Source organism: Thermosynechococcus sp. QKsg1, assembly GCF_031586415.1.
Lineage (GTDB): Bacteria > Cyanobacteriota > Cyanobacteriia > Thermosynechococcales > Thermosynechococcaceae > Thermosynechococcus.
Window position 1 is genome coordinate 2,206,672 of the sequence record NZ_CP134200.1, and the last position, 21,111, is coordinate 2,227,782.

Sequence of the window (21,111 nt, forward strand, 5' to 3'; positions counted from 1 at the left end):
ATCCCGCTGCCCAGTTATCCTTCGCGGGTTATGCCGTCTATGACGTTAATGTACGTTGCGCCTCAGTGGCAAACCCTAGCATTTCCCTCGACACTTTTTCTCCAACCCATCCTAGAGATTCTACTCAGTGATCTTCCCCCCCAGTACAAAGATGAAATTAGGCTAGGTCTCCAAGAAGCCCTCGTCAATGCGGCTCGCCACGGCAATCAACTCAATCCCGAAAAGCTGGTGTCTGTCCGTTATACCTTTTCTCCCGATCAATGCTGGTGGGTGATTACAGATCAGGGGGATGGTTTCTCTCCTCCTAGTAATGTTTCTGAGACCGCTGATGAGTTGTTGCCAGCCGCCGACTGTGAATGTGGTCGGGGCTTATTTTTGATCTATGCCATCTTTGATGAGGTCTATTGGAACCCGAAAGGAACTGAATTAAGTCTGTGTAAGTACCTCACCTAAGCGGATTACGAACCTTTGAGCTAGAGGGGAATGACATCAACCCAGTGGCGATACTGTGGCTCCCGGCCTTCAACAATGGCCTGTAATTGTTTTTGCAGTTGGCGTGTCAGGGGGCGATCGCTCGGCAGCGTGTAGGTCTCAATCCGACTGACGGGCACAATTCGCGCAGCCGTGCCGGTTAAAAAGACCTCATCGGCGATCAACAGTTCCGTACGATCCACAGGCCGCTCAATCACCTTGACACCGGCTGCTTGCCCTAGTTCAATCACACTGCGGCGCGTAATCCCCTCCAGAATATCCTGATCCACGCTCGGCGTAATCAATTGCCCATCCCGCACCAAGAAGAGATTCATCCCCGACGCTTCACAGACTTTCCCTTGATCGTTGAGGAGAATCGCCTCATCAAAGCCAGAGGAAACAGCCTCTGTTTTTGCTAGTGCCGAGACAATATAGGAGGTGGTCAGCTTGCCCCGCAACGGGAAGGAGCGATCGCACTGCCGCTGCCATGAACTAATGCGACAGGTAACGCCTGCAGCTGACAGGTAATCGCCAAGGGGCATGCCGTAAATAAGAAAATCCTTCTCAATGTCATGGAGCCGTGGCGCAATGCCTAGCCCAGAGGTATAGACCAAAGGCCGAATATAGAAGGGCACGCTGGGTTGGTTTTTTTGCACCCATGCAACAATTTTCGACTTAATCTCGCTGGTGGGCAATTCATAGCCCAAATAGTGGGCACTGCGACTGAGGCGACGACAGTGATCCTCCAGCCGAAAGAGGAGAATTTCCTTGGAATTGGCCGGATTGGGGAGACCGCGCAAGCCTCCTAGGGCGGCTGTTCCGTAGTGGAGGGCATGGGTGGCCACAGAAATTTTGGCCTCTGCAAAGGGAACAAACTGACCGTTGAGATAGGCGTAGGGGAGAAAGTCACTCATGCGTCAATGGAAAGCGTTGACAAAAGACAGATGCAACCAAAGATCAGCTGCAATCTCAATAGTCTAACATTTTGGCTTAACGCTCAAAAAATTAGGGCAACGGCTCCCCTGAGGTGACCTCTTCAATGCTAGACACCTGTAGGACTAAACGAAAAGAGCGATTCATCCGCTGTTGGATAAACTCTTCCATGAGTGCCACTTGTTTTGGGGTGACCGGCTCGCGGGCACGCACATTGACCCGAATCACGGGTGGGTTACTGACCCAATTCGTCTCCATGCCCAACAGATCGAGGCGTTGAAATGTCAGCGTTCCGCGAATGAGCGCCTCTCGTACTTGCTGTTGCAACCGCGCTTGTTCAATGAGCCGACTGAAGCTAATGGCAAGGGGAATCACCAACAGACCGGTGAGGGCAGCGGCAATGGTGAGGGGACGGCGCCCTTGGTGCAGAGGGATATAGCCCACAATGACAAAAACTACCATGCAGGCCAGCGTAATTCCTAACAGGTTTGTGAAATATAACAGCGTTGCACCTACACTCAGACTCGTATTCAACTGCGCTATCCCAAGGCCAACGGTGCAAACGGGCGGCATGAGCGCAACGGCGATCGCTGTCCCCGCCAAGGTGTTTGAAACACGGGGTTCCGCCACCGCATAGGCACTCACGGCACCTGCGGCCACCGCAATGCCCAAGTCCAGCAGATTGGGTTGGGAGCGGGCCATGATCTCACTGCCATAGATCTCAAGACCCACCATGACACCAATCGTCCAAGACATGCCAATGGCCATGAGGGTGCCGACAATCAAGGCAATCGCTGCCTCACGAAACATCTTGAAATCACCAATGAGAGCGGCTAAGGCCAATCCGCGAATCGGCAGCATCAGCGGTGCAATCACCATCGCCCCAATAATCACAGCGGCACTGTTGGCGAGCAAACCAAAGGTGGCGATTGCGCAGGACGTAACAATCAAGACCACATAGGGAACATTCAAATGGGATTCAGCATACAGTATGCGAATCAATTGATTGAGGCTTTCTGGCGTGCGGCGATGATAGCGGAAGGCTTGAACCTGATGCAACCAATGGGCAAGGAGTTCTTTCATGGACAACCTTGTACAGCAACTTACACGCGAGTGGTTAGATCAATGCTACAGGAACTGCCATTGATTAAACGTTGCTGCTTGTCCTATGGGATTGCCCGTCTCATCCAAAACCGTCCAAATCCAAGCATTTTCAATGCGAAACCGCCGCCCAGAACGAGAAATGCGAACACCACTGTAGTTGTTGGCATAGCCTTGGCGGGCTGCTGCAGCAAGAAGTCTCGCGCGTTCTTCTTGAGCCATGGGTTCCGCCGTCAACCGCGAAGGCAGTTGCACCAGTTCTGGCCAAGAGAGTTCCCACAGGGTGAGAGCGGCGTGGTTGCCATAGTTGAGAACGGGATCCGTCTCACAGCCGTGGGACAGCACTGGTTGTGACCAGTGGAACAACTGTTGCGCCAAACCCAAATCATCCTCAGCAGGCTGCGGCAGGAGCGATCGCCCTGTCCACTGTTGAAAACTGGCGCAAATACGTCGTGCCTGCTGGACTGCTGGTGGCTGCAACCAAGGCTCCATCACTTAGGCCGTGGTCAATACACGATTGGCAGCCGCTACCCCAGCGCCGGGGCTAAAGTTGCTGTACCCCAATTCGCCAAGCACAGCTTCAAGCGCACTGATGGCTGCCAAAATATCGCGATCGCTGACAAAGCCCAAGTGACCGACTCGGAAAATTTGCCCCTTGAGATGATCTTGACCGCCAGCTAGGGCAATGTCAAAGCGTTTTTTCATCAGGCTGCGAATCTTTTCGGCCTCCACCCCTTGGGGTGCCACCGCCGTAATCGCGGGACTGGCACAGTGATCCGGCGCATAGAGGGGCAAGTTGAGCGCCTTCATGGCGGCGCGGGTGGCCTGCATCAAGCGCTGGTGACGGGCAAAGATATTCTCTAAGCCCTCCGCTTGCATCATCTCCAGTGCGGTCTTCAGGGCAAAGAAGAGATTCACCGGTGGCGTAAAGGGGGTTGTGTTCTTGGCGGCATCTTTGCGGTATTTGCCAAGGTCAAGATAGAACTTCGGTAGTGTAGCGGTTTTGTAGGCTTCCCATGCCTTGGCACTCACACTAACAAAGGCTAACCCCGGCGGAATCATATAGCCCTTTTGGGAGCCAGAGCCAACTACATCCAACCCCCACTCATCAACGGGGACATTGACTGCTCCTAGGCTGGTGACGGCATCCACAATGATCAGGGCTTGGCCGTGGGCTTTGACATGGCGGTTGATCGCCTCTAAGTCGTTGATCACCCCTGTGGAGGTTTCACTGTGGGTAATGATGACCGCCTTAATCGTTTTGGCACTGTCCGCCTCAAGGGCGGCTTTGAAGTCATCGGGGTTGAGGGGTTGTCCCCAAGGGGCGCTAATGCGCTCGGTTTTGAGGCCGTAGGCATCGCACACTTCCCCCCAGCGATCGCCAAACTTACCGTTACAGCCCACAAGGACGCGATCGCCCGCACTGAGAAAGTTAATGATCCCGGCCTCCATTGCCCCTGTGCCACTGGCGGTCAAAATCAGCACATCGTTCGTAGTCTGATGCAGCCATTTCAACCCTGCCGTCACCGCCGCCATGATCTCGCTAAAGTCACCGCTGCGATGGCCAATGGGATGTTTGCTGAGGGACAGAAGAACTGACTCCGGTACCGGCGTCGGACCCGGAATCATTAACATCGATTTATCTTGCATCGTGAGTTGCGAACCAATCCTTAAAATGAAACGACTAAGCCCAGTGAGCGGCCATGTGCTCTGCCAAGTCCAGAACCCGCTGGCTATAGCCCCACTCGTTATCGTACCAAGCCACCACTTTCACTAGATTGCCCCCCATCACCATCGTGAGGGACGCATCCAAAATCGAGGAGGCGTTGTGACCCCGATAGTCGGAAGACACCAGTTCCAATTCACTGTAGTGGATAATCCCCTTCATGGTGGTTTCAGAGGCTTCTTTGATCACTTGGTTCACCTGCTCAGCAATGGTGGGTTTTTCCACCTGAGCAACAAAGTCCACCACAGAAACATTGGGGGTGGGTACCCGCAGGGCAATCCCGTTCAGCTTACCTTGCAACTCGGGAATCACCAATCCGACTGCCTTAGCAGCCCCCGTAGAGGTGGGCACAATGTTCATCGCTGCTGCCCGTGCCCGCCGCAGATCGCGGTGACTGGCATCGAGTAGGCGTTGATCCCCCGTGTAGCTGTGGGTCGTCGTCATCATCCCCTGCTGAATGCCAAAGGTTTCATGGAGCACCTTGACAATCGGCGCCAAGCAGTTAGTGGTGCAACTGGCATTGCTGACGATGTCTTCACTGGGATTGTAGGTGTGGTGATTCACCCCGACCACATAGGTGGGGATATTGCCTTTGCCGGGCGCGGTAATCAGAACTTTTTTTGCCCCTGCACTTAAGTGTTTGCTCGCGCCCTCGCGGCTGGTAAAGACCCCCGTGGCCTCAATAACGAGGTCAATTCCCCAGGAGCTCCAGGGCAGATTTTCAGGGTTGCGATCGGACACACATTTGACCGCATGGCCACCGGCATAGATGCAGTCGTCGTCAGCACTGATTTCGGCATCGTGGAAAATGCCCAACATTGAGTCATACTTCAGCAAATGGGCATTGGTGCGGGGATCGGAGGTATCGTTGATGCCTACAATCTCTAGCTTGCTATTGGCTTTCCGCTGTAACCAGCAACGCATGAAGTTCCGACCGATGCGCCCAAAACCATTGATAGCGACTCTAACCACCTGATCCCTTCCTCTGTTTACTAACTCATTGCCAGAAATGATCTAGGAAACATTCTAAGGGGGAATGGTCATTTTATCGCGCTTTTTTTAACGATGCACCAAAGGGCGTTCCTCAAGAGGCGCAGACAAGGCCTCCGCCAAGGGGGCACAGCCAAAGCGCTCCTCCAGTAGATCCATGACGGTGCGGCCAAAGTCATTGGGATTGAGGCGCCAAGCCGCAAGGCACACTTCCCCAAAGACGGATCCCATCGGTTCGGGGTTCCAAAGCAATTTCTTAGCAGTCCAAGGCATGAGGCTCATGGGGTTGTAGCCGGGGCGCAGAATGCCGCGCTCGAGGGCATATGCCTCAAGGTGGGTATGGGGTTGCAGGCCAATAAAGAAAATGGCTGGCTCAACGTTATCTGCACCAAAAATGCGTTCCAGTTCGCGGTGGTAGGCAATGGTCTGGGCAATCGTTTCAGGGCGTTCGTCAATGACATTGAAGGAGTAATTCACAGAAACGAGGGCGTTGAATCCGGCGGCTTTCAAATCACGACAGTTTTGCAGCACCGTTCGCAGGTTGTAGCCCATGCGCATTTTCCGCACCAGTTCTTGGGAGCCACTGGTAATGCCGATTTCAAAGTAGTTCATCCCCGTTTGCACCATTAGTTCAGACAATTCGGGGGTGAGGTTGTCGGCACGGATGTAGGCTGCCCAGTGAATATCCTTCATGCCTGCTTTCAGGATTTCCCGCAGCAGGGCGATCGCGTCGGGGATAAATTTGCGAGCGGGGATAAACTGGGCATCGGTAAACCAAAAGTTGCGCACACCGCGATCGTAGAGCTGGCGCATTTCAGCGACGACTTCTTCAGCGGGGTTAATGCGCACCTGTTTGCCTTCAACCACGGTATAGACGCAGTAGCAGCAGTTGTGGGGACAGCCGCGCTTGGTTTGCACCCCAATATAAAAGTCGCCCCCCTGAAGGTAATACTCAAATTCTGGCCAAATCGTCTCGATGTAGTCGTAGTTGCAGGCGGTTTTTTCGATGGGGGTTGGCCATTCGTGGATGAGGCGATCGCGGGGCTTTTCCACACCCGCAATGTAGCAACGCTCCCCGGCAATTGGCTGGCTCGTTAGGACTTTGTGCAGCAGCGTTTCCCCTTCACCAACGGAAACAATGGTGCCTTTGGGCAGTTGAGAACCCAATTGTTCATAAAAGACACTGACCGCACCGCCACCGACGATGGTTGTGACTTGCGGATGGTGACGCTTGGCATGGTGGCGTCCCAAACGGATTAAATTGAGGTTTCGCCAGAGTTCACCATAGTAGGCACTCATCACCCGCAGACCCCCGATCGCCCCCCGCAGCTTCACCAAGGGATTGCGGGCGTAATAGACCTCAAAGGCATGTTGCAGTGGATTGCCCCCCCGTCCCCCCACAGGGGCATAGATTTGAATATCCCGCCAAGAAAAAACAAGATGCGTGGGTTCAAAGTCATCAATCACTTGGGCAAGAGCACGGCGAAAATCAAGGGGGGGCACCGTTCCCAAATCAAAAATGCGTTGTTCAACACTGGGTAATTGCTTATGGATATAATCCGCAAGATAGACGACACCAATGGGAAAAATGGGATTGCAGGGGAGACGGACGTAGAGGACACGCGGGGACATAGGCTAGCCCAAGATCTATGGAAACGCTAAATTCTTAATAAATCTCTATCGCTGTTTAGGTTGTAACACATTTGCGCCTTTCCAACAGGGGATCACGGGAACTCAAGGAAAGGATGAACTGTCCATCCTGTAGTTGAGTTTACAACTGGATCGAATTGGCAATGTTAGGCTAACAAGGGTAAAGACACGTCCTATAACAAACCATTACTTCCTATGCCGCAAATCTTTGATCCTGTCCCTAGCGATAGTTGCGATCGCATCCTCTGCTGTTATGTCAACGCCACCAGCAAAATTCAGGTGGTGCGGATTACAAATATTGCCAACTGGTATTTCGAGCGGGTTGTTTTTCCGGGGCAGCGACTGGTATTTGAATCGCCACGGGCAGGACAACTGGAAGTTCACAGCGGCATGATGGCAAGTGCAATTCTCTCCGACATGATCCCCTGTACGGAGCTACTGGTGCAAGAGGGGAGAGATAATTTTTTTCCCAGTGATCCCGTCAGCCAGCAACGGCTAGAATTGCTCAATGAGACGCCTGCGCCAGCGACTGAAAAAGTCATGATCCCTTGAGCCAGCTCCAGCCGATTTCTCGCCCCTACACAATTGCAGTTTTGGCCAGTAGTTTAGATGGCCGCCTTGCTCGCGCCGATGCTTTGGGTCAGCGCATTGCCTCGGCCTATGACTTTCAGCACCTTGAACAGCAGGTGGCACAGGTGGATGCCGTACTCTTTGGGGCGACAACATTGCGTTTGGGGGGGACAGCGATGCGCCTTCAGTCTCCCCATCTGATTGCTGAGCGTGAGCACCAAGGGCGATCGCCCCAACCGCTGCAAATTGTCTGCTCCGCTAGTGGTGAATTCGATCTCAATCTCCCTTTCTTTCGCCAGCCCATTTCGCGCGCTTTACTGACCACCGAGAAAGGCGCCTGCCGCTGGCAAGGATCCACTGCCTTTGATCACTGTTGGTCTGCTGGGGTGGCGGAGATTGACTGGCCACAGGCGTTTAGGCACATTCAAGGGGCTGGTGTACAAACCTTGGCCGTGTTGGGAGGAGGACAGCTTTTCGCCTCCCTGTTGCAGATGGCTGCCATTGACGAGTTGTGGTTGACCCTCTGCCCCCTCCTCCTAGGGTCGGTAGCGCCTAGCCTCTATCCAGAGGAGATTGCCTTCTCAGGGAGGTTGACGCTCCTGAATGTCTTGCCCGTGGGCAATGAGGTTTATCTGCACTACTCTCTTCACAGTTAGTAACGCTCAGTAATACTTATTAATTAAGAGGATTATCGATAGGTTTTAGGATTTGCTCTAAGTAATGATTCTGAGAGGCTAATTTTCTTCTCCGCTGGGAACCGATGGAGACTCACAAACGTCACTAAGCCTACCGCTGTGCTCAGCGGCAAGCAAGCAAAAATTGAGACTATTGTTACTCTTCAAAGGAGACAGAATATGCGTGGTAGCTTACTTTTTGCTAGTGCGCTGGCAATTGTTTGTACGGTGGGCACTGCTTATGCTGAATCAGCAACTCCTTCTGCAAATAATCTAAGCAATTCCCCATCTACAGGAACACCCATTTCTACACCTACTTGGACAGTACCTGCTCGTCCCCAGAATATTACAATTAAACAGCCGAGTCCCAAGCGATTACCTACTGAACCACCACCAATAGAGGAATATTCTCCGAATAGAAGTCAGGAAATTCTGTGTCATCCACCAAAAGTCTGGAATCCAACGTTACAAAGCTGTGTATCTCTAGATTCACCAATGTCTTCAGAGCCTTCATCAACTGCTCAGAGGAATAAAAAACCCAATGATACGGGTCGACCTAAAGACCGTCCTTGTCAATATGATGATAAGGGGCGCATTACCAATGCTCCCTGCAAGGACAAAGATGGCCAACAATATTGGCCATAGAGTATCTTAAGACCCCCTAGGCTATTTTCCTCCCCGCAGCACAGTAGAGATTTCTGTCGGGTAGGCTTTTCCGTAGTACAACTACCCACAAGAATTTCTTTCTGTGCAGGGGTCAAGTGCTATTTGAATCTCTAGAGGGGAGGTGGCAAGGCAGTCAAAGCAATTGAGCTTGGGAGGTGAAGGCCAACCCCACGTAACACCAATGCTGCCCGCTGCACCCCCCCGCTGTGCCATGAGGCCATCACTATCGGCATCGCCAATAACCACGGTTTGATCGGGTCGCACCCCAAGGCGATCGCACACCCTCAGGAGTACCTGCGGATCGGGCTTCGTGGGTGGCTCATCTCCCCCCTGCCAGCATTGGAAAAAGGGCTTCAGGTGATAGGTGTCTAAAAAAGCCTCGATTTCCGACCTGCGATCGCTAGAGATAATCGCCAACGCGCATCCTCGCCCATGGAGCCGTTGCACGAGTTCAATGACCCCCGGCAGGGGTGGTGTAAACGCTGCTTTGGCAGTAAATTCTCGCTCTGCGGCAGTAAAGGCGGCATTTGCCTGTTCTAAGGCAGCAATCCAAGGAATTCCCTGTGTGGCCACAAAGGCTGCAGCTGCAATTTGGTTCTCCTGCCGTGTCCCCACCGCTTGTAATCCAGTGGGATCGAGATGATCGCCGATCACCCCAAAGGCCTGAAGTAGCAACGCTTTGAGATTGGGAAAGTGTTCAGCAATTTTCACAGCGCGGGCGATCGCCACCCACCGCAGGTAATGGGCAACATCTGCTAATGTGCCATCTTTATCAAAGATCACCGCTGCTACCGAGGGAAAACAGCGTCCCTGACACCATAGTTGCACCATTGCCTCAACCCCTTGGGTAGTAGGATCAAAACACAAAGCATCGAAGATGATGAGGACACCTCTCCCTTGATTATCGTTATTGATAACTACGACAGCTTCACCTACAACCTTGTCCAGTACCTAGGAGAGCTAGCGCAGGAGTTCCCAGTTGCTGCGGATCTGCGGGTCTTTCGCAACGACAAGATCACCCTCGATGAGATCGCTGCCCTCGCCCCTGCGGGTATTGTGATTTCTCCTGGTCCGGGTCGCCCTGCCGATGCGGGGATTTCCGAAGCCCTGATCCGCACCTATGCTGGCACACTACCCATCTTGGGGGTTTGCTTGGGACATCAAGCGATTGGTGAAGTTTTCGGCGGCACGGTGACGCTCGCACCAACCCTCATGCACGGCAAAACGTCAGAAATTTACCACAGTGGTGTGGGGGTGTTCCAAAATTTGCCCCAACCCTTTACCGCAACCCGCTACCACAGCCTTGTTATTGATCGTGACAGTTGCCCTGATGTATTGGAAATTACGGCTTGGACAGAGGATGGCCTGATTATGGGGGTGCGCCACCGCCAATATCCGACGCTGGAAGGGGTGCAATTCCATCCGGAGAGCATTCTCACCACCTGCGGCAAAGACCTGCTACGGAACTTTTTGCGACGGCTGTCCAGTCCATCGTTGTGAGCCAGCCACTTTTCGGTACACTGAGCTGGAATAGGAGTGTGGGGAGAGAAAATGGAACGGCGGCAGTTCTTGCGTTTGGCTCAAGTTGGGGCGATCGCCAGCCTGAGTGGACACTGGGCAGCCCATGCCCAAGGGGGGGGTCTCTCTCTGCAATGGTTTGGCCACACCTGCTTTCTCTTCACCGGCAGTGGTCAGCGGGTACTGGTGAATCCCTTCCGTCCCATTGGTTGCACCAAAGGATTGCGGCCTCCCCGTGTCACTGCGGATATTGTCATGATCAGTAGTCGCCTCCTAGACGAGGGCTACATCGAAGGCTTACCCGGTCGGCCTAAACTGCTTTTTCAACCCGGTTCCTATAAAGTCAATGGTTTGAGTATTCAGGGCATCCGCACCAGTCATGATCGCGTCGGTGGCTTTCGCTTTGGCGTCAACGTGGTTTGGCGCTGGCAGCAGGGGGGCATCAATCTCCTGCACATGGGCGGCATTGCCATGCCGATCACGATTGAACAACGCATTCTCATGGGACGGCCTGATGTGATGATTGTGCCAGTGGGAGGAAGTGACAAAGCCTATAGGGCTGAGGAGGCCAAGGCAGCCGTTGAAGTTTTGCAACCCCGTTTGGTCATTCCTTCCCACTATCGGACGGCAGCGGCTGACCCCAATAATTGTGATCTGACAGGGCTAGAGGACTTTTTGAAAGTTATGGAGGGAACCCCGGTTCGCCGCAGTGGGGGTGCCTCCCTCAGTCTATCGGCAGCCAATCTGCCCCAAAATACCACTATCCAAGTCCTCAGTATTTGATGAGGAAAACGGCTACATTGTGTGTCAATGTTTCCCGTAGAACGAGTTGAGGAAACGCCATGATTCAGGTCGAACACCTGACCAAGGTTTACGGTACAACCGTCGCGCTGCGGGATGTCAGCTTTTCAGCGGCCAGTGGTGAGATTCTCGGTCTCCTCGGCCCCAATGGCGCAGGCAAAACCACCACAATGCGGATTTTGGCGGGGTATCTACCGGCAACGAGTGGCACAGCATCTATTGCAGGCTATGAAGTCCACACGAATCCGATGGCGGTGCGGCAGCGCATTGGCTATCTGCCAGAAAATCCCCCCCTCTATACGGAAATGACGGTGGCGGGCTATTTGCACTTTGTGGCTCGCATCAAGGGCGTCAGTGCGGGCGATCGCCCCCAGCGGGTGGAATATGCCCTCAAAAGCTGCGGCCTCTGGGATCGGCAACAGACCATTATTCGCAAACTCTCGAAGGGCTATCGGCAGCGGGTCGGCATTGCCCAAGCGATCGTTCACGATCCGCCAGCCATCATTCTGGATGAACCCACGGTGGGTCTCGATCCGCGTCAAATTATTGAGGTGCGCAACCTGATTAAAAACTTGGCGGGACAGCATACAGTGATTCTTTCCACCCATATTTTGGCGGAAGTGAGCATGACCTGCGATCGCGCCGTGATTATCAATAAAGGCGAAGTGGCGGGCATTGGCAAACTGGATGAACTGCTGCAACGCCTCAGCGGTAGCTACACCTATGACCTCGAACTCTTGGGCGATCGCGCCGCTATTGAATCCCTCCTCCAACAGTTGCCTGCTCTGCAACAGATCACATGGGGCAATAGCACTCCCCAAGGGCGACAGCAACTTCAGGTCAGCAGTCCTTCAGAAATCGGTGCCGATCTCGCCACTCTCCTTGTCCAAAATGGGGTGCAACTCTTTGAAATGCGCCGCTCCCGTGCCAACCTAGAGGAGGTGTTCTTGAAGCTAACGACCGATGAACCCAGCGATACCACCGAAGAAGCCCGTGCTTAGCGTTTCCCTCCACGGGCTGCGTGTCCTCCTTGCTAACATTCTTGCCATCTATCGCCGCGAACTCCAGAGTTACTTTAGTGCCCCCTTCTACTATGTGATTGCCGGGGTGTTCTGGCTGCTCAGCGGCCTGTTTTTCCTCGTTGTGATGACGACAATTATTAGCCAAGTAGCTCAGCAGGATTTGCTGCAACAACAGTTTGGGGCGCCGAGCCAAGCCATTGACGTTCCCAAGCTCATCCTCGAAAGTTTCCTTGGACTCCTCGGCTCCATTTCCCAAGTCATTTTGCCCATGCTCTCGATGGGACTCTACACCGAAGAGCGCAAACGCGGCACCCTCGAACTTTTAGCCACCTCACCGATTACGAACTGGTGTGTGGCAACGGGTAAACTCTTGGCAGTGCTGACGTTTTATACCACGCTGTTGCTGCCTGTGATTGTCTATCAGTTTGTGGCGCTCCAACAGAGTACGCCCCCCCTCTCCCCTTGGCTAATTCTTGCGGGCAATGGCGGATTGATTCTTTTAGCAGCAGCCATTCTCTCCTTGGGGATGTTTCTCTCATCCTTGACCGATAGCACGATCCTAGCGGCCATTTTGGGGTTTGCGGTGTTGCTGATTCTCTGGGTACTCGATGTCTTGGCTAAAAATACCGGCGGGAATCTCAGTGATATCCTCACCTACGTCTCACCCCTAGAGCACTTTACCAACCTGACACGGGGAATTTTCCGCAGCAGTAGTCTTGTTGTCTTTGGTAGTTATATTTTCCTCGGCATTTTCCTCACGGCACAGTCCATTGATGCCTTTCGTTACCAGCGCAATTAGGGGGTACCGGTCATGAAACGCTTTGCCCTAGGCTCACCTGAACGATTGACCACGGTATTGCTGTGGGCGGCGCCACTTTTGATCATTGCTGGCTTGAGTGCTGGCATCGTCACCAATCGCTGGAATTGGTTACCCTTGAGCCTTTTAGCTTTGGGGGGGATTGCCCTACTGCTGTGGCTGATCCAGCAAAGTCGTGTCTCCACAGGGTTTTGGGGGCGGCGTTCTACCCAAACCAGTACGAATGCCATCCTGACTGTGATTGCGGTGATTGCTCTATTGGGCATCGTCAATTTTTTGGCCGATCGCTACAGGGTTGAAATCGATCTCACCGAAAACCGTGCCTTTACCTTAGCAGCGGAAACCCGTGATGTTCTGCAAACTCTGGAGCAGCCGGTGCGGGTATTGGTGTTTGATGCCAATGCCGCCAGTCGCGATCGCCTGCTGTTGGAACAGTACCGCCGTCAGGCCAATAACCAATTTTCCTTCGAGTTCATTGACCCCCAAGAGCAACCCGCCCTTGCTAAAAAGTACAACGTGACGCAAGTGGGGCAAGTGATTGTTGTGGCGGGCGAGAAAACTCAGCGCATTGATGAAGACCTTTCCGAAAGTAACCTCACCCCTGCCCTGATTCGTGTGACGAGCGATCGCACGATCCGTGCCTATTTCACCACGGGGCACAATGAACTTCCCCTCACAGGTGGCTCCGCCAGTCTCAGTGAAGTGGCTAAACTTCTTGAGCAGCGAGATGTGGAACTCCTGCCCCTGAATTTGCTGGAGAAGGGCAAAATTCCCGAAGATGCCAATGTCATTGTTGTGGCTGGCCCCCGGCAGCCCTTTTTGCGTCTGGAGCAGGATCTTCTCAAGGCGTACCTGAATCGGGGTGGTAGCCTGTTGCTGATGCTCGATGTTGATGTCAACGCCGGTCTGGATGATTTACTGAAAAACTGGGGACTCACCCTCGATAATCGCTGGGTCATTGATGGCTCTGGTGTGGGTCAACAGGTGGGACTCGGTCCCGATACGATTATTGTCACCACCTATGGCAATCACCCGATTACTCAACGCTTTGCCCAAGGTCCGAGTGTCTTTCCCCGCGCGCAAGCCATTCGCATTGATCCTGTGAAGGATGATGACATTGTGGAAATTGTCCTCTCGGGCCCGCAAACTTGGGCGGAAACCGACTGGCAGTCGGGCAACCTTGAATTCACTGAAGGTGTAGATACCAAAGGGCCGCTGCCGATTGGTGTAGCGATTACCCGTCAGTTGAGTGATAACCCACCGAAGGAAGCCCGCTTGGTGGTCTTTGGGGATTCGGAGTTTGCCACCGATGGCGTGATTGCCTACCAAGGGATTAATAGTGATCTCTTTGTCAATTCCGTGCTCTGGTTGGGCGATCGCGACCAAAAGGCACTCTCGATTCGGCCGCGTGAAACCACCAATCGCCGCCTGCAACTCAATGTCACCACCAGTCGTTGGCTAGAGATTATCAGTGTCTTTCTGCTGCCCCTTGTCGGGTTTGGCTCAGCCGTTTTTGTCTGGTGGCGGCGCCGCTAACTCTTCTTCTATGGCCAGAGCCTCCTGCCCTTACCCTTGTTTGCTCCTGTATGCCCTAATCGTTGGTCTGCTTGGTGGCTGCGTGGCCACGGCCTTTTATCTCGCTCTTAAGCTGGGGTTTGCGCTGTTGTGGGGGACTGATCCTAGCCAAGTGAGCATTGGCACGTGGGCGCACCTCTATCCTTACATGCCGCTTTTGACGGCCTTTGGTGGCTTGTTGGTGGGCTTATCGGTCAAATTCTTGGGGGCAACGGAGGGACTCGCGGATGCGATCGCAGAGTTACACCACGAGGGTCGGTTAAGTTATCGCTTTCTACCGGGTATGGCATTAGCTTCTAGCCTATCTTTGCTGTTTGGCAGTAGTGCTGGCCCTGAAAGTCCCATGATTGATATCAATGGCGGCTTGGGCAGTTGGTTCGCGGAGCGTTTGCATCTACCCCCAGAGAGCACCCGTATTCTCACCCTCTGCGGTATGGCAGCGGGCATGGGCGTGTTTTTTGAGTCCCCCCTCGGCGCCACACTGTTTGTTTTGGAAGTCCCCCATCGCCGCAGTGTGGAGTTTTATGAGGCAATCATTCCAGCCCTGATTTCTGCGGCTGCTGGGTTTACCCTTTTTCGGGTCATTACAGGCACAACCATTGGTGGCATTTATCGGTTCCCTGCCTACGATACGCTGCGTCCTGAGGATATTGGCTTTGCAGTGTTGCTCGGCATCATTGGTGCGGCGGTGGGAACACTCTTTATCCTTGTAGATCGGCAGATTCAACGCTGGCTGAACCCCTATCGACAATATCCTCTTGTCTTAATTGTGGCGGTGGGTTTTCTGATTGGTTTGATTGCCCTGATGCATCCGATCACCCTGTTCTACGGTGAGCGGCAAATTGAACAAGTCATCCAAGTGGTCAACCGCTACAGCATTGGCATTCTGCTGAGCGTCGCTTTCTTTAAGCTGGTTGCCCTGAGTCTCTGTCTGCGGGGGGGCTTCCGTGGGGGGGTCGTCTTTCCCCTATTTTTTGTAGGTGCTTGTGTGGGCATGGCCGTACATGAGGCACTCCCGAATACACCCTTGAGTGTGGCCTTGGCTGGCATGATGGCGGCAATCACGGTGGTGGTGACCAAAACACCTTTGGGGCTGGCGGTGATTCTGACGGTGATTTCCCATACATCAATGCTGCCCTTGATTACGATCGCCACCTTAACCAGTTATCTATTGACCTTACCCATTACTTGGATTCCCAGCCAGCGATCGCGCGAGGACACCCCTGATCCCTGAGAAATCATTAACAGAATATAAAATTCAGACACAACCCTTTACATTTTTCTGAGAGATTGGTTAATATAAGGTTACATTCCGTTGCACAACACCAGCGGGTGCGCCTAAGGCCTCTCAGGGACTCGATTTGGGAGTGTAAACGGTTTGTAACATTCATTCATCTTGTTCAACAGGACTTATCACTATGACGACTGTTTTACAACGTCGCGAGCAACTGAACCTGTGGGAGCAATTTTGTAGCTGGGTTACCAGCACCAACAACCGCCTCTATGTGGGCTGGTTCGGTGTGTTGATGATCCCCACTCTGCTCGCTGCTACCATCTGCTTCGTGATTGCTTTCATCGCTGCTCCCCCTGTGGACATCGATGGCATCCGTGAGCCTGTTGCTGGCTCCTTGATCTATGGCAACAACATCATCACGGGTGCGGTTGTCCCCTCCAGCAACGCCATTGGCTTGCACTTCTACCCCATTTGGGAAGCTGCTTCCCTTGATGAGTGGCTCTACAACGGTGGCCCTTACCAACTGATCATCTTCCACTTCTTGATCGGTGTCTTCTGCTACATGGGTCGTGAGTGGGAACTCAGCTACCGCCTCGGTATGCGTCCTTGGATCTGCGTGGCCTACTCCGCTCCTGTGGCTGCCGCTACCGCTGTGTTCTTGATCTACCCCATTGGTCAAGGCAGCTTCTCTGACGGGATGCCCCTGGGTATCTCTGGTACCTTCAACTTCATGCTTGTGTTCCAAGCTGAGCACAACATCCTTATGCACCCCTTCCACCAACTGGGTGTGGCTGGTGTCTTTGGTGGTGCTCTGTTCTCCGCCATGCACGGTTCGCTGGTGACCTCCAGCCTGATCCGTGAAACCACCGAAACCGAGTCTCAAAACTACGGTTACAAATTCGGTCAAGAGGAAGAAACCTACAACATCGTGGCTGCCCACGGTTACTTTGGTCGCTTGATCTTCCAATACGCCAGCTTCAACAACAGCCGTGCGCTGCACTTCTTCCTCGCCGCTTGGCCGGTGATCGGTATTTGGTTCACCGCTCTGGGTATCAGCACGATGGCCTTCAACCTCAACGGTTTCAACTTCAACCACTCCGTTGTGGATGCACAAGGCAACGTGATCAACACTTGGGCTGACATCATCAACCGTGCCAACTTGGGTATGGAAGTGATGCACGAGCGCAATGCTCACAACTTCCCCCTCGACTTGGCCAGCGCTGAGTCTGCTCCTGTGGCCATGATTGCTCCTAGCATCAACGGCTAATTCCTAGAGCAACTCTAACTAGCCTTTAGTTAAAGGAACCGCCTCTTCATCGGGGGCGGTCTTTTTTTATGATGATGGTCAAAGGGTAGAGACTTTGTTAATGAATGGTTGGACATCCCTCTTGGCAGTGGCAGTGCCTCTTGTGGTGCAAGCAGCAACACCAGCTCCAGAGATCATTACGCGGGCGATCGCGATCGCTGCCGAGCAGTTTGGTGAGGAACTAGAGCAAATTAGCGTGGTTCAAGTTCAGCCCAAAGTTTGGTCCGATGGCTGTTTGGGCTTGGGGGGATTGCGGGTTGATTGTGCTGAGCGTTTAACCCCCGGTTGGGAAATTACCCTGACGAATCGCAATGCTCCCTATCCCCAACAGTGGGTCTATCGCACCAATCAAAGTGGTTCCCTGATTCTTTGGGATGCCGCTGGCAGTCGAATGATCGGCACCCTGATTCAGCGCCCCCAACGCCTGAGTCCAGAAGAGTTGCCGCCCCCCCTTCCTGAGGGTGTAAGTTTTCGCGTGATTCGGCAAAGTGATGCCTCTGGAAATCGTTCACCCTCAACGACAACAACACTGCTCTATAACGATGGTCGGATTGTGCAGCAAACCACCAATGCTCGCGGGGAAACCCTCAGCCGCACCCTACGCACAGTGACACCTGCTCAAGTCAGTCAATTTAATCAATTGTTGAGCGATCGCCGGTTTGAGCGCTTCAATGGCTTTGATTTTGTACCCACACCCCTAGAACGACCGGTGCCTATTCATCTCGTCTCGACCCCCACCGCAACGGTGCGCTTTGCTGAAGCCAATGAATACCGCCTTGCCTCTGATTTGGTCGCTGTTTTGCGGGCATGGGAGCTATTGGTTGCCAAAGGTCGGCTGCCTGGCCAGATTTCATCACAAACCAGTTAAGAAAACAATGACTAGAGCCGCATACATTCATCTACCCTTTTGTCGGCGCCGCTGCTTCTACTGTGACTTTCCGATTACGGTAGTGGGGGATTCTCCGACGCTGGCAGAATCACTTATCCAAGAGTATGTGGCTGCGCTGTGTCAAGAAATTGCCCATACCCCTGCTGAGCCGCCACCGCTCCAAACGATTTTTTTTGGGGGGGGAACACCGTCTCTAGTCCCGCCGCAATACATTGGCCAACTGCTGGAAGCCCTCGATCGCCAAATAGGCATTGCCCAAGGGGCAGAAATTTCTATGGAAATGGATCCGGGAACCTTTGACTTAAAACAATTGCAGGGCTATCTCAGGGTAGGGGTGAATCGCGTCAGCTTGGGTGTACAGGCTTTTGACGATGAGCTATTGCAAGTGTGTGGCCGTAGTCACGATGTAGCCGATGTTGAGCAGGCAGTTGCGATGCTTCATAGGGCGGGGGTAGCAAACTGGAGCATGGATCTCATTTCAGGCTTGCCGCAACAATCCTTAGCAGATTGGCAGTTCTCCCTCGAGCGAGCGATCGCCCTCAACCCTGCCCATCTATCCATCTACGACCTGATCATTGAACCCAAAACCGTCTTTAGCAAACGCTATCAACCCGAAACAGACTCCCTACCCACTCAAGAGCAAGCCGCTGCCGCCTACTGCCTTACCCACAAGAGGCTAACAGCAGCAGGGTATGAGCACTATGAAATTTCCAATTATGCCCGACCGGGGTTTGCCTGTCGTCACAATCAAGTCTATTGGCGCAATCAACCCTACTATGGCTTTGGCATGGGCGCCACCAGTTATCTCGGGCATCGTCGCCTCAGCCGTCCGCGTACCCGCCGGGAATACTATCAATGGCTGCAAAGTTTACCCGAGAGCCTCAATCAAGTCAGTCCAGATGCCCTGTGGGATCGCTGGTTGGAAACCCTCATGCTGGGCTTGCGCCTCAGGGATGGCCTCTCTTTAGCTGCTCTAGCGGATGAATTTCCGATGTCGTGGGTTGAAGCACTACAAGCAGCAGCGGCAAACATGTCTCCAGAGATGCTTTCTTTGACGGGCGATCGCCTGCACTTGACCCAGCCAGAAGGATTTCTGATGGCCAATACCGTCATTGTCACTCTTTGGGAGGCGATGGAGAGATCGGTTTTCCACCAACAGCAAGGGCAACCCCTACCGATACACTAGAGGTTGTCTGACCAAGAATACACTCACGGGAAGCATCATGTTGGAACAGGGAACCATTTCAATCCATACTGAGAACATTTTTCCAATTATTAAAAAGTGGCTCTACTCCGATCATGAGATTTTCCTGCGGGAACTGGTCTCCAACGCCGTAGATGCCATTCAAAAACTGCGGATGGTGGCACGCTCTGGGGAATATAGCGGCGATGTGGATCACCCGGAAGTGACGATCACGATTGACAAAGAAAATAAAAAGCTGGCGATCGCCGACAACGGCATTGGCATGACCGCCGAGGAAGTCAAAAAATACATTACCCAAGTGGCCTTTTCCAGTGCCGAAGAATTCGTTCAAAAGTACAAAGGGGAAGGGGAAAACGCAATCATTGGTCACTTTGGGCTGGGGTTTTACTCTGCCTTTATGGTGGCAGATCGCGTGGAAATTGATACCCTCTCCTATCAGCCAGGCGCTGTGCCGGTGCATTGGACCTGTGATGGTTCCACTGAATTTACCCTCTCCGATGGTCAGCGCACCAGTGTTGGTACAACCGTCACCCTAACCCTGCAAGAGGGTGAGTTGGAGTACCTAGAACCCGGCCGCATTCGCGAATTGGTACGCAAATACTGTGACTTTTTGCCGGTGCCAATTAAGCTAGAGGGTGAGCAAATTAATAAACAAATTGCCCCTTGGAAGAGTGCCCCCAATAGCCTCACCAAAGAAGACTATCTCGAGTTTTACCGCTATCTCTATCCCTTTCAAGAAGATCCTCTGCTTTGGGTTCACCTCAATACCGACTATCCCTTTGTGGTCAATGGCATTCTCTACTTTCCCAAGCTGCGCCCCGATATTGATGTCACCAAAGGGCAAATTAAGCTCTACTGCAACCAAGTCTTTGTCAGCGATAACTGCGAAGAGGTGATCCCGCGCTTTTTGCTGCCTTTGCGGGGGGTCATTGACAGCAGCGACATTCCCCTGAATGTGTCCCGCAGTTTCCTGCAAAACGATCGCACGGTGCGCAAAATTGCCGACTACATTGCCAAAAAGGTGGGCGATCGCCTGAAGGAGCTATACCGCGAAGACCCGGCGGCCTACGTACGCTCGTGGCAAGACTTGGGCACCTTTGTCAAATTCGGTTCCATCAACGATGAGAAGTTCAAAAAGCAGGTGGAGGACATTCTCATCTACCGCACCACCGCTGAACTAACCTCTAAAGAAAGCGAAGATGTCTGGGCCAGTGAGGGGGGCATCCAAGTGGATGGCAAAACCTACACCACCCTCAAGGAGTACCTTGAGCGCAACAAAGAGCGCCAAGGCAAGCGCGTCTATTACTGCACCGATGAGGTCGGCCAAGCCACCTACGTGCAACTGCTTAAAAGCCAAGGGATTGAAGTCCTGTTTATGGACAGTTTCATTGATACCCACTTTGTGCCGTGGCTGGAGCAGAACTACAGCGATGTCAAGTTTCTGCGGGTGGATGCAGAACTCGATGAGACGCTCATTGACAAAAACAAAGAGAGCGAACTAGTGGATCCCACCACGAAGAAGACCCGCAGCGAGCAGATCAAATCCCTCTTTGAATCCGTGCTGAAAAAGCCGAAACTGACCATTCGCACCGAAGCCCTCAAGGCCGATGCCCCCCCGGCAATGATCCTGTTGCCCGAAACCAGTCGGCGGATGCAGGAGATGATGGCGATGATGCAGCAGCAACCCAATGCGCAGTTGCCAGAGGAGCATATCTTGGTTGTCAATACCGCCCATCCCTTGGTGCAAAATCTCCTCAGCCTCAACCAAGGCACGATTATTCAAACCAGCGGCACCTCAGAAACGGGTGCATTGGTCGAAAAGCTGTGTCAGTATATCTACGATTTGGCTCTATTGTCACAGCGGGGCTTTGATGCCAATGGTATGCAGCAATTTACAGAGCGTGCCAGTCAAGTTCTGACCCAACTGACCACTATGGCCACGCGCTAACGTTTGCAAACGCGGG

Annotated in this window: 21 protein-coding genes; 14 read left to right on the plus strand and 7 right to left on the minus strand. The window is 53.1% G+C overall.

From position 1 onward, the window contains the following. Nucleotides 1-30 precede the first annotated feature (30 nt). Nucleotides 31-453, plus strand: a complete 423-nt coding sequence (locus RHP47_RS10830; RefSeq protein WP_149820788.1) for an ATP-binding protein — start codon at nt 31-33, stop codon at nt 451-453. Nucleotides 454-473: 20 nt separating this feature from the next. Here the strand turns inward: RHP47_RS10830 and RHP47_RS10835 are convergent, their stop codons facing one another. The 6 genes from RHP47_RS10835 to RHP47_RS10860 all read right to left on the minus strand — a co-directional run bounded on the left by RHP47_RS10835 (nt 474) and on the right by RHP47_RS10860 (nt 6,853). Beyond that, entirely contained in the window at nt 474-1,385 is a 912-nt protein-coding gene (locus tag RHP47_RS10835) for a branched-chain amino acid transaminase (protein WP_149820790.1), read from the minus strand. A gap of 91 nt (nt 1,386-1,476) precedes the next feature. Further along, the gene (locus RHP47_RS10840; protein ID WP_149820792.1) at nt 1,477-2,487 is read right to left on the minus strand and encodes a DUF389 domain-containing protein; all 1,011 of its coding nucleotides are present in this window, start codon (nt 2,485-2,487) and stop codon (nt 1,477-1,479) included. A gap of 45 nt (nt 2,488-2,532) precedes the next feature. After that, on the minus strand, nt 2,533-2,997 hold the full coding sequence (locus tag RHP47_RS10845) for an MEKHLA domain-containing protein (RefSeq protein WP_310841399.1): 465 nt from the start codon (nt 2,995-2,997) through the stop codon (nt 2,533-2,535). A 3-nt stretch (nt 2,998-3,000) separates the two neighbouring features. After that, a complete protein-coding gene (locus RHP47_RS10850) occupies nt 3,001-4,155 on the minus strand; it encodes an alanine--glyoxylate aminotransferase family protein (RefSeq protein ID WP_310840472.1) in 1,155 nt (384 codons plus the stop codon). Nucleotides 4,156-4,189: 34 nt separating this feature from the next. Next, the gene (locus RHP47_RS10855; RefSeq protein ID WP_149820796.1) at nt 4,190-5,203 is read right to left on the minus strand and encodes a type I glyceraldehyde-3-phosphate dehydrogenase; all 1,014 of its coding nucleotides are present in this window, start codon (nt 5,201-5,203) and stop codon (nt 4,190-4,192) included. Nucleotides 5,204-5,290: 87 nt separating this feature from the next. After that, on the minus strand, nt 5,291-6,853 hold the full coding sequence (locus tag RHP47_RS10860) for a photosystem II high light acclimation radical SAM protein (RefSeq protein WP_149820798.1): 1,563 nt from the start codon (nt 6,851-6,853) through the stop codon (nt 5,291-5,293). A gap of 213 nt (nt 6,854-7,066) precedes the next feature. Between RHP47_RS10860 and RHP47_RS10865 the strand changes: the two genes are divergently transcribed. The 3 genes from RHP47_RS10865 (at nt 7,067) to RHP47_RS10875 (ending at nt 8,760) form a co-directional block, all read left to right on the plus strand. After that, entirely contained in the window at nt 7,067-7,423 is a 357-nt protein-coding gene (locus RHP47_RS10865; RefSeq protein ID WP_149820800.1) for a DUF1830 domain-containing protein, read from the plus strand. Next, nucleotides 7,420-8,097 carry a RibD family protein gene (locus RHP47_RS10870; RefSeq protein WP_310840473.1) on the plus strand — a complete coding sequence of 226 codons (678 nt, stop codon included), beginning with the start codon at nt 7,420-7,422 and terminating at the stop codon, nt 8,095-8,097. Before RHP47_RS10865 ends, RHP47_RS10870 begins: the two co-directional genes overlap by 4 nt. 138 nt (nt 8,098-8,235) lie before the next feature. After that, nucleotides 8,236-8,760, plus strand: coding sequence for a hypothetical protein (locus RHP47_RS10875; protein WP_310840474.1), 525 nt, complete (start codon nt 8,236-8,238; stop codon nt 8,758-8,760). An 81-nt stretch (nt 8,761-8,841) separates the two neighbouring features. Here RHP47_RS10875 and RHP47_RS10880 read toward each other — a convergent pair whose 3' ends face one another. After that, complete coding sequence (locus RHP47_RS10880) at nt 8,842-9,612, minus strand: HAD family hydrolase (protein ID WP_310840475.1); 771 nt, start codon at nt 9,610-9,612, stop codon at nt 8,842-8,844. A 66-nt stretch (nt 9,613-9,678) separates the two neighbouring features. Here RHP47_RS10880 and RHP47_RS10885 point away from each other — a divergent pair, with 66 nt between their 5' ends. The 10 genes from RHP47_RS10885 (at nt 9,679) to htpG (ending at nt 21,095) form a co-directional block, all read left to right on the plus strand. Then, nucleotides 9,679-10,281 (plus strand): aminodeoxychorismate/anthranilate synthase component II, encoded by a 603-nt coding sequence (locus RHP47_RS10885; protein WP_286625701.1) that lies wholly within the window; start codon nt 9,679-9,681, stop codon nt 10,279-10,281. Between the two features lie 51 nt (nt 10,282-10,332). Continuing rightward, nucleotides 10,333-11,082, plus strand: a complete 750-nt coding sequence (locus RHP47_RS10890; RefSeq protein WP_190278075.1) for an MBL fold metallo-hydrolase — start codon at nt 10,333-10,335, stop codon at nt 11,080-11,082. A 59-nt stretch (nt 11,083-11,141) separates the two neighbouring features. Next, nucleotides 11,142-12,101 (plus strand): ABC transporter ATP-binding protein, encoded by a 960-nt coding sequence (locus tag RHP47_RS10895; RefSeq protein ID WP_149820809.1) that lies wholly within the window; start codon nt 11,142-11,144, stop codon nt 12,099-12,101. Nucleotides 12,102-12,117: 16 nt separating this feature from the next. Then, nucleotides 12,118-12,921, plus strand: coding sequence for an ABC transporter permease (locus RHP47_RS10900; RefSeq protein ID WP_190278347.1), 804 nt, complete (start codon nt 12,118-12,120; stop codon nt 12,919-12,921). Nucleotides 12,922-12,933: 12 nt separating this feature from the next. Beyond that, the gene (locus RHP47_RS10905; RefSeq protein WP_286649639.1) at nt 12,934-14,475 is read left to right on the plus strand and encodes a Gldg family protein; all 1,542 of its coding nucleotides are present in this window, start codon (nt 12,934-12,936) and stop codon (nt 14,473-14,475) included. Nucleotides 14,476-14,557: 82 nt separating this feature from the next. Then, on the plus strand, nt 14,558-15,748 hold the full coding sequence (locus tag RHP47_RS10910) for a chloride channel protein (RefSeq protein ID WP_310840477.1): 1,191 nt from the start codon (nt 14,558-14,560) through the stop codon (nt 15,746-15,748). Nucleotides 15,749-15,932: 184 nt separating this feature from the next. Further along, nucleotides 15,933-17,015 carry a photosystem II q(b) protein gene (gene psbA / locus RHP47_RS10915; RefSeq protein ID WP_181495653.1) on the plus strand — a complete coding sequence of 361 codons (1,083 nt, stop codon included), beginning with the start codon at nt 15,933-15,935 and terminating at the stop codon, nt 17,013-17,015. A gap of 100 nt (nt 17,016-17,115) precedes the next feature. Further along, nucleotides 17,116-17,922, plus strand: coding sequence for a hypothetical protein (locus tag RHP47_RS10920; RefSeq protein WP_310840478.1), 807 nt, complete (start codon nt 17,116-17,118; stop codon nt 17,920-17,922). Nucleotides 17,923-17,929: 7 nt separating this feature from the next. Then, nucleotides 17,930-19,129 (plus strand): radical SAM family heme chaperone HemW, encoded by a 1,200-nt coding sequence (gene hemW, locus RHP47_RS10925; protein ID WP_310840479.1) that lies wholly within the window; start codon nt 17,930-17,932, stop codon nt 19,127-19,129. Between the two features lie 37 nt (nt 19,130-19,166). Continuing rightward, nucleotides 19,167-21,095, plus strand: a complete 1,929-nt coding sequence (htpG, locus tag RHP47_RS10930; RefSeq protein WP_310840480.1) for a molecular chaperone HtpG — start codon at nt 19,167-19,169, stop codon at nt 21,093-21,095. Nucleotides 21,096-21,111: the final 16 nt, after the last annotated feature.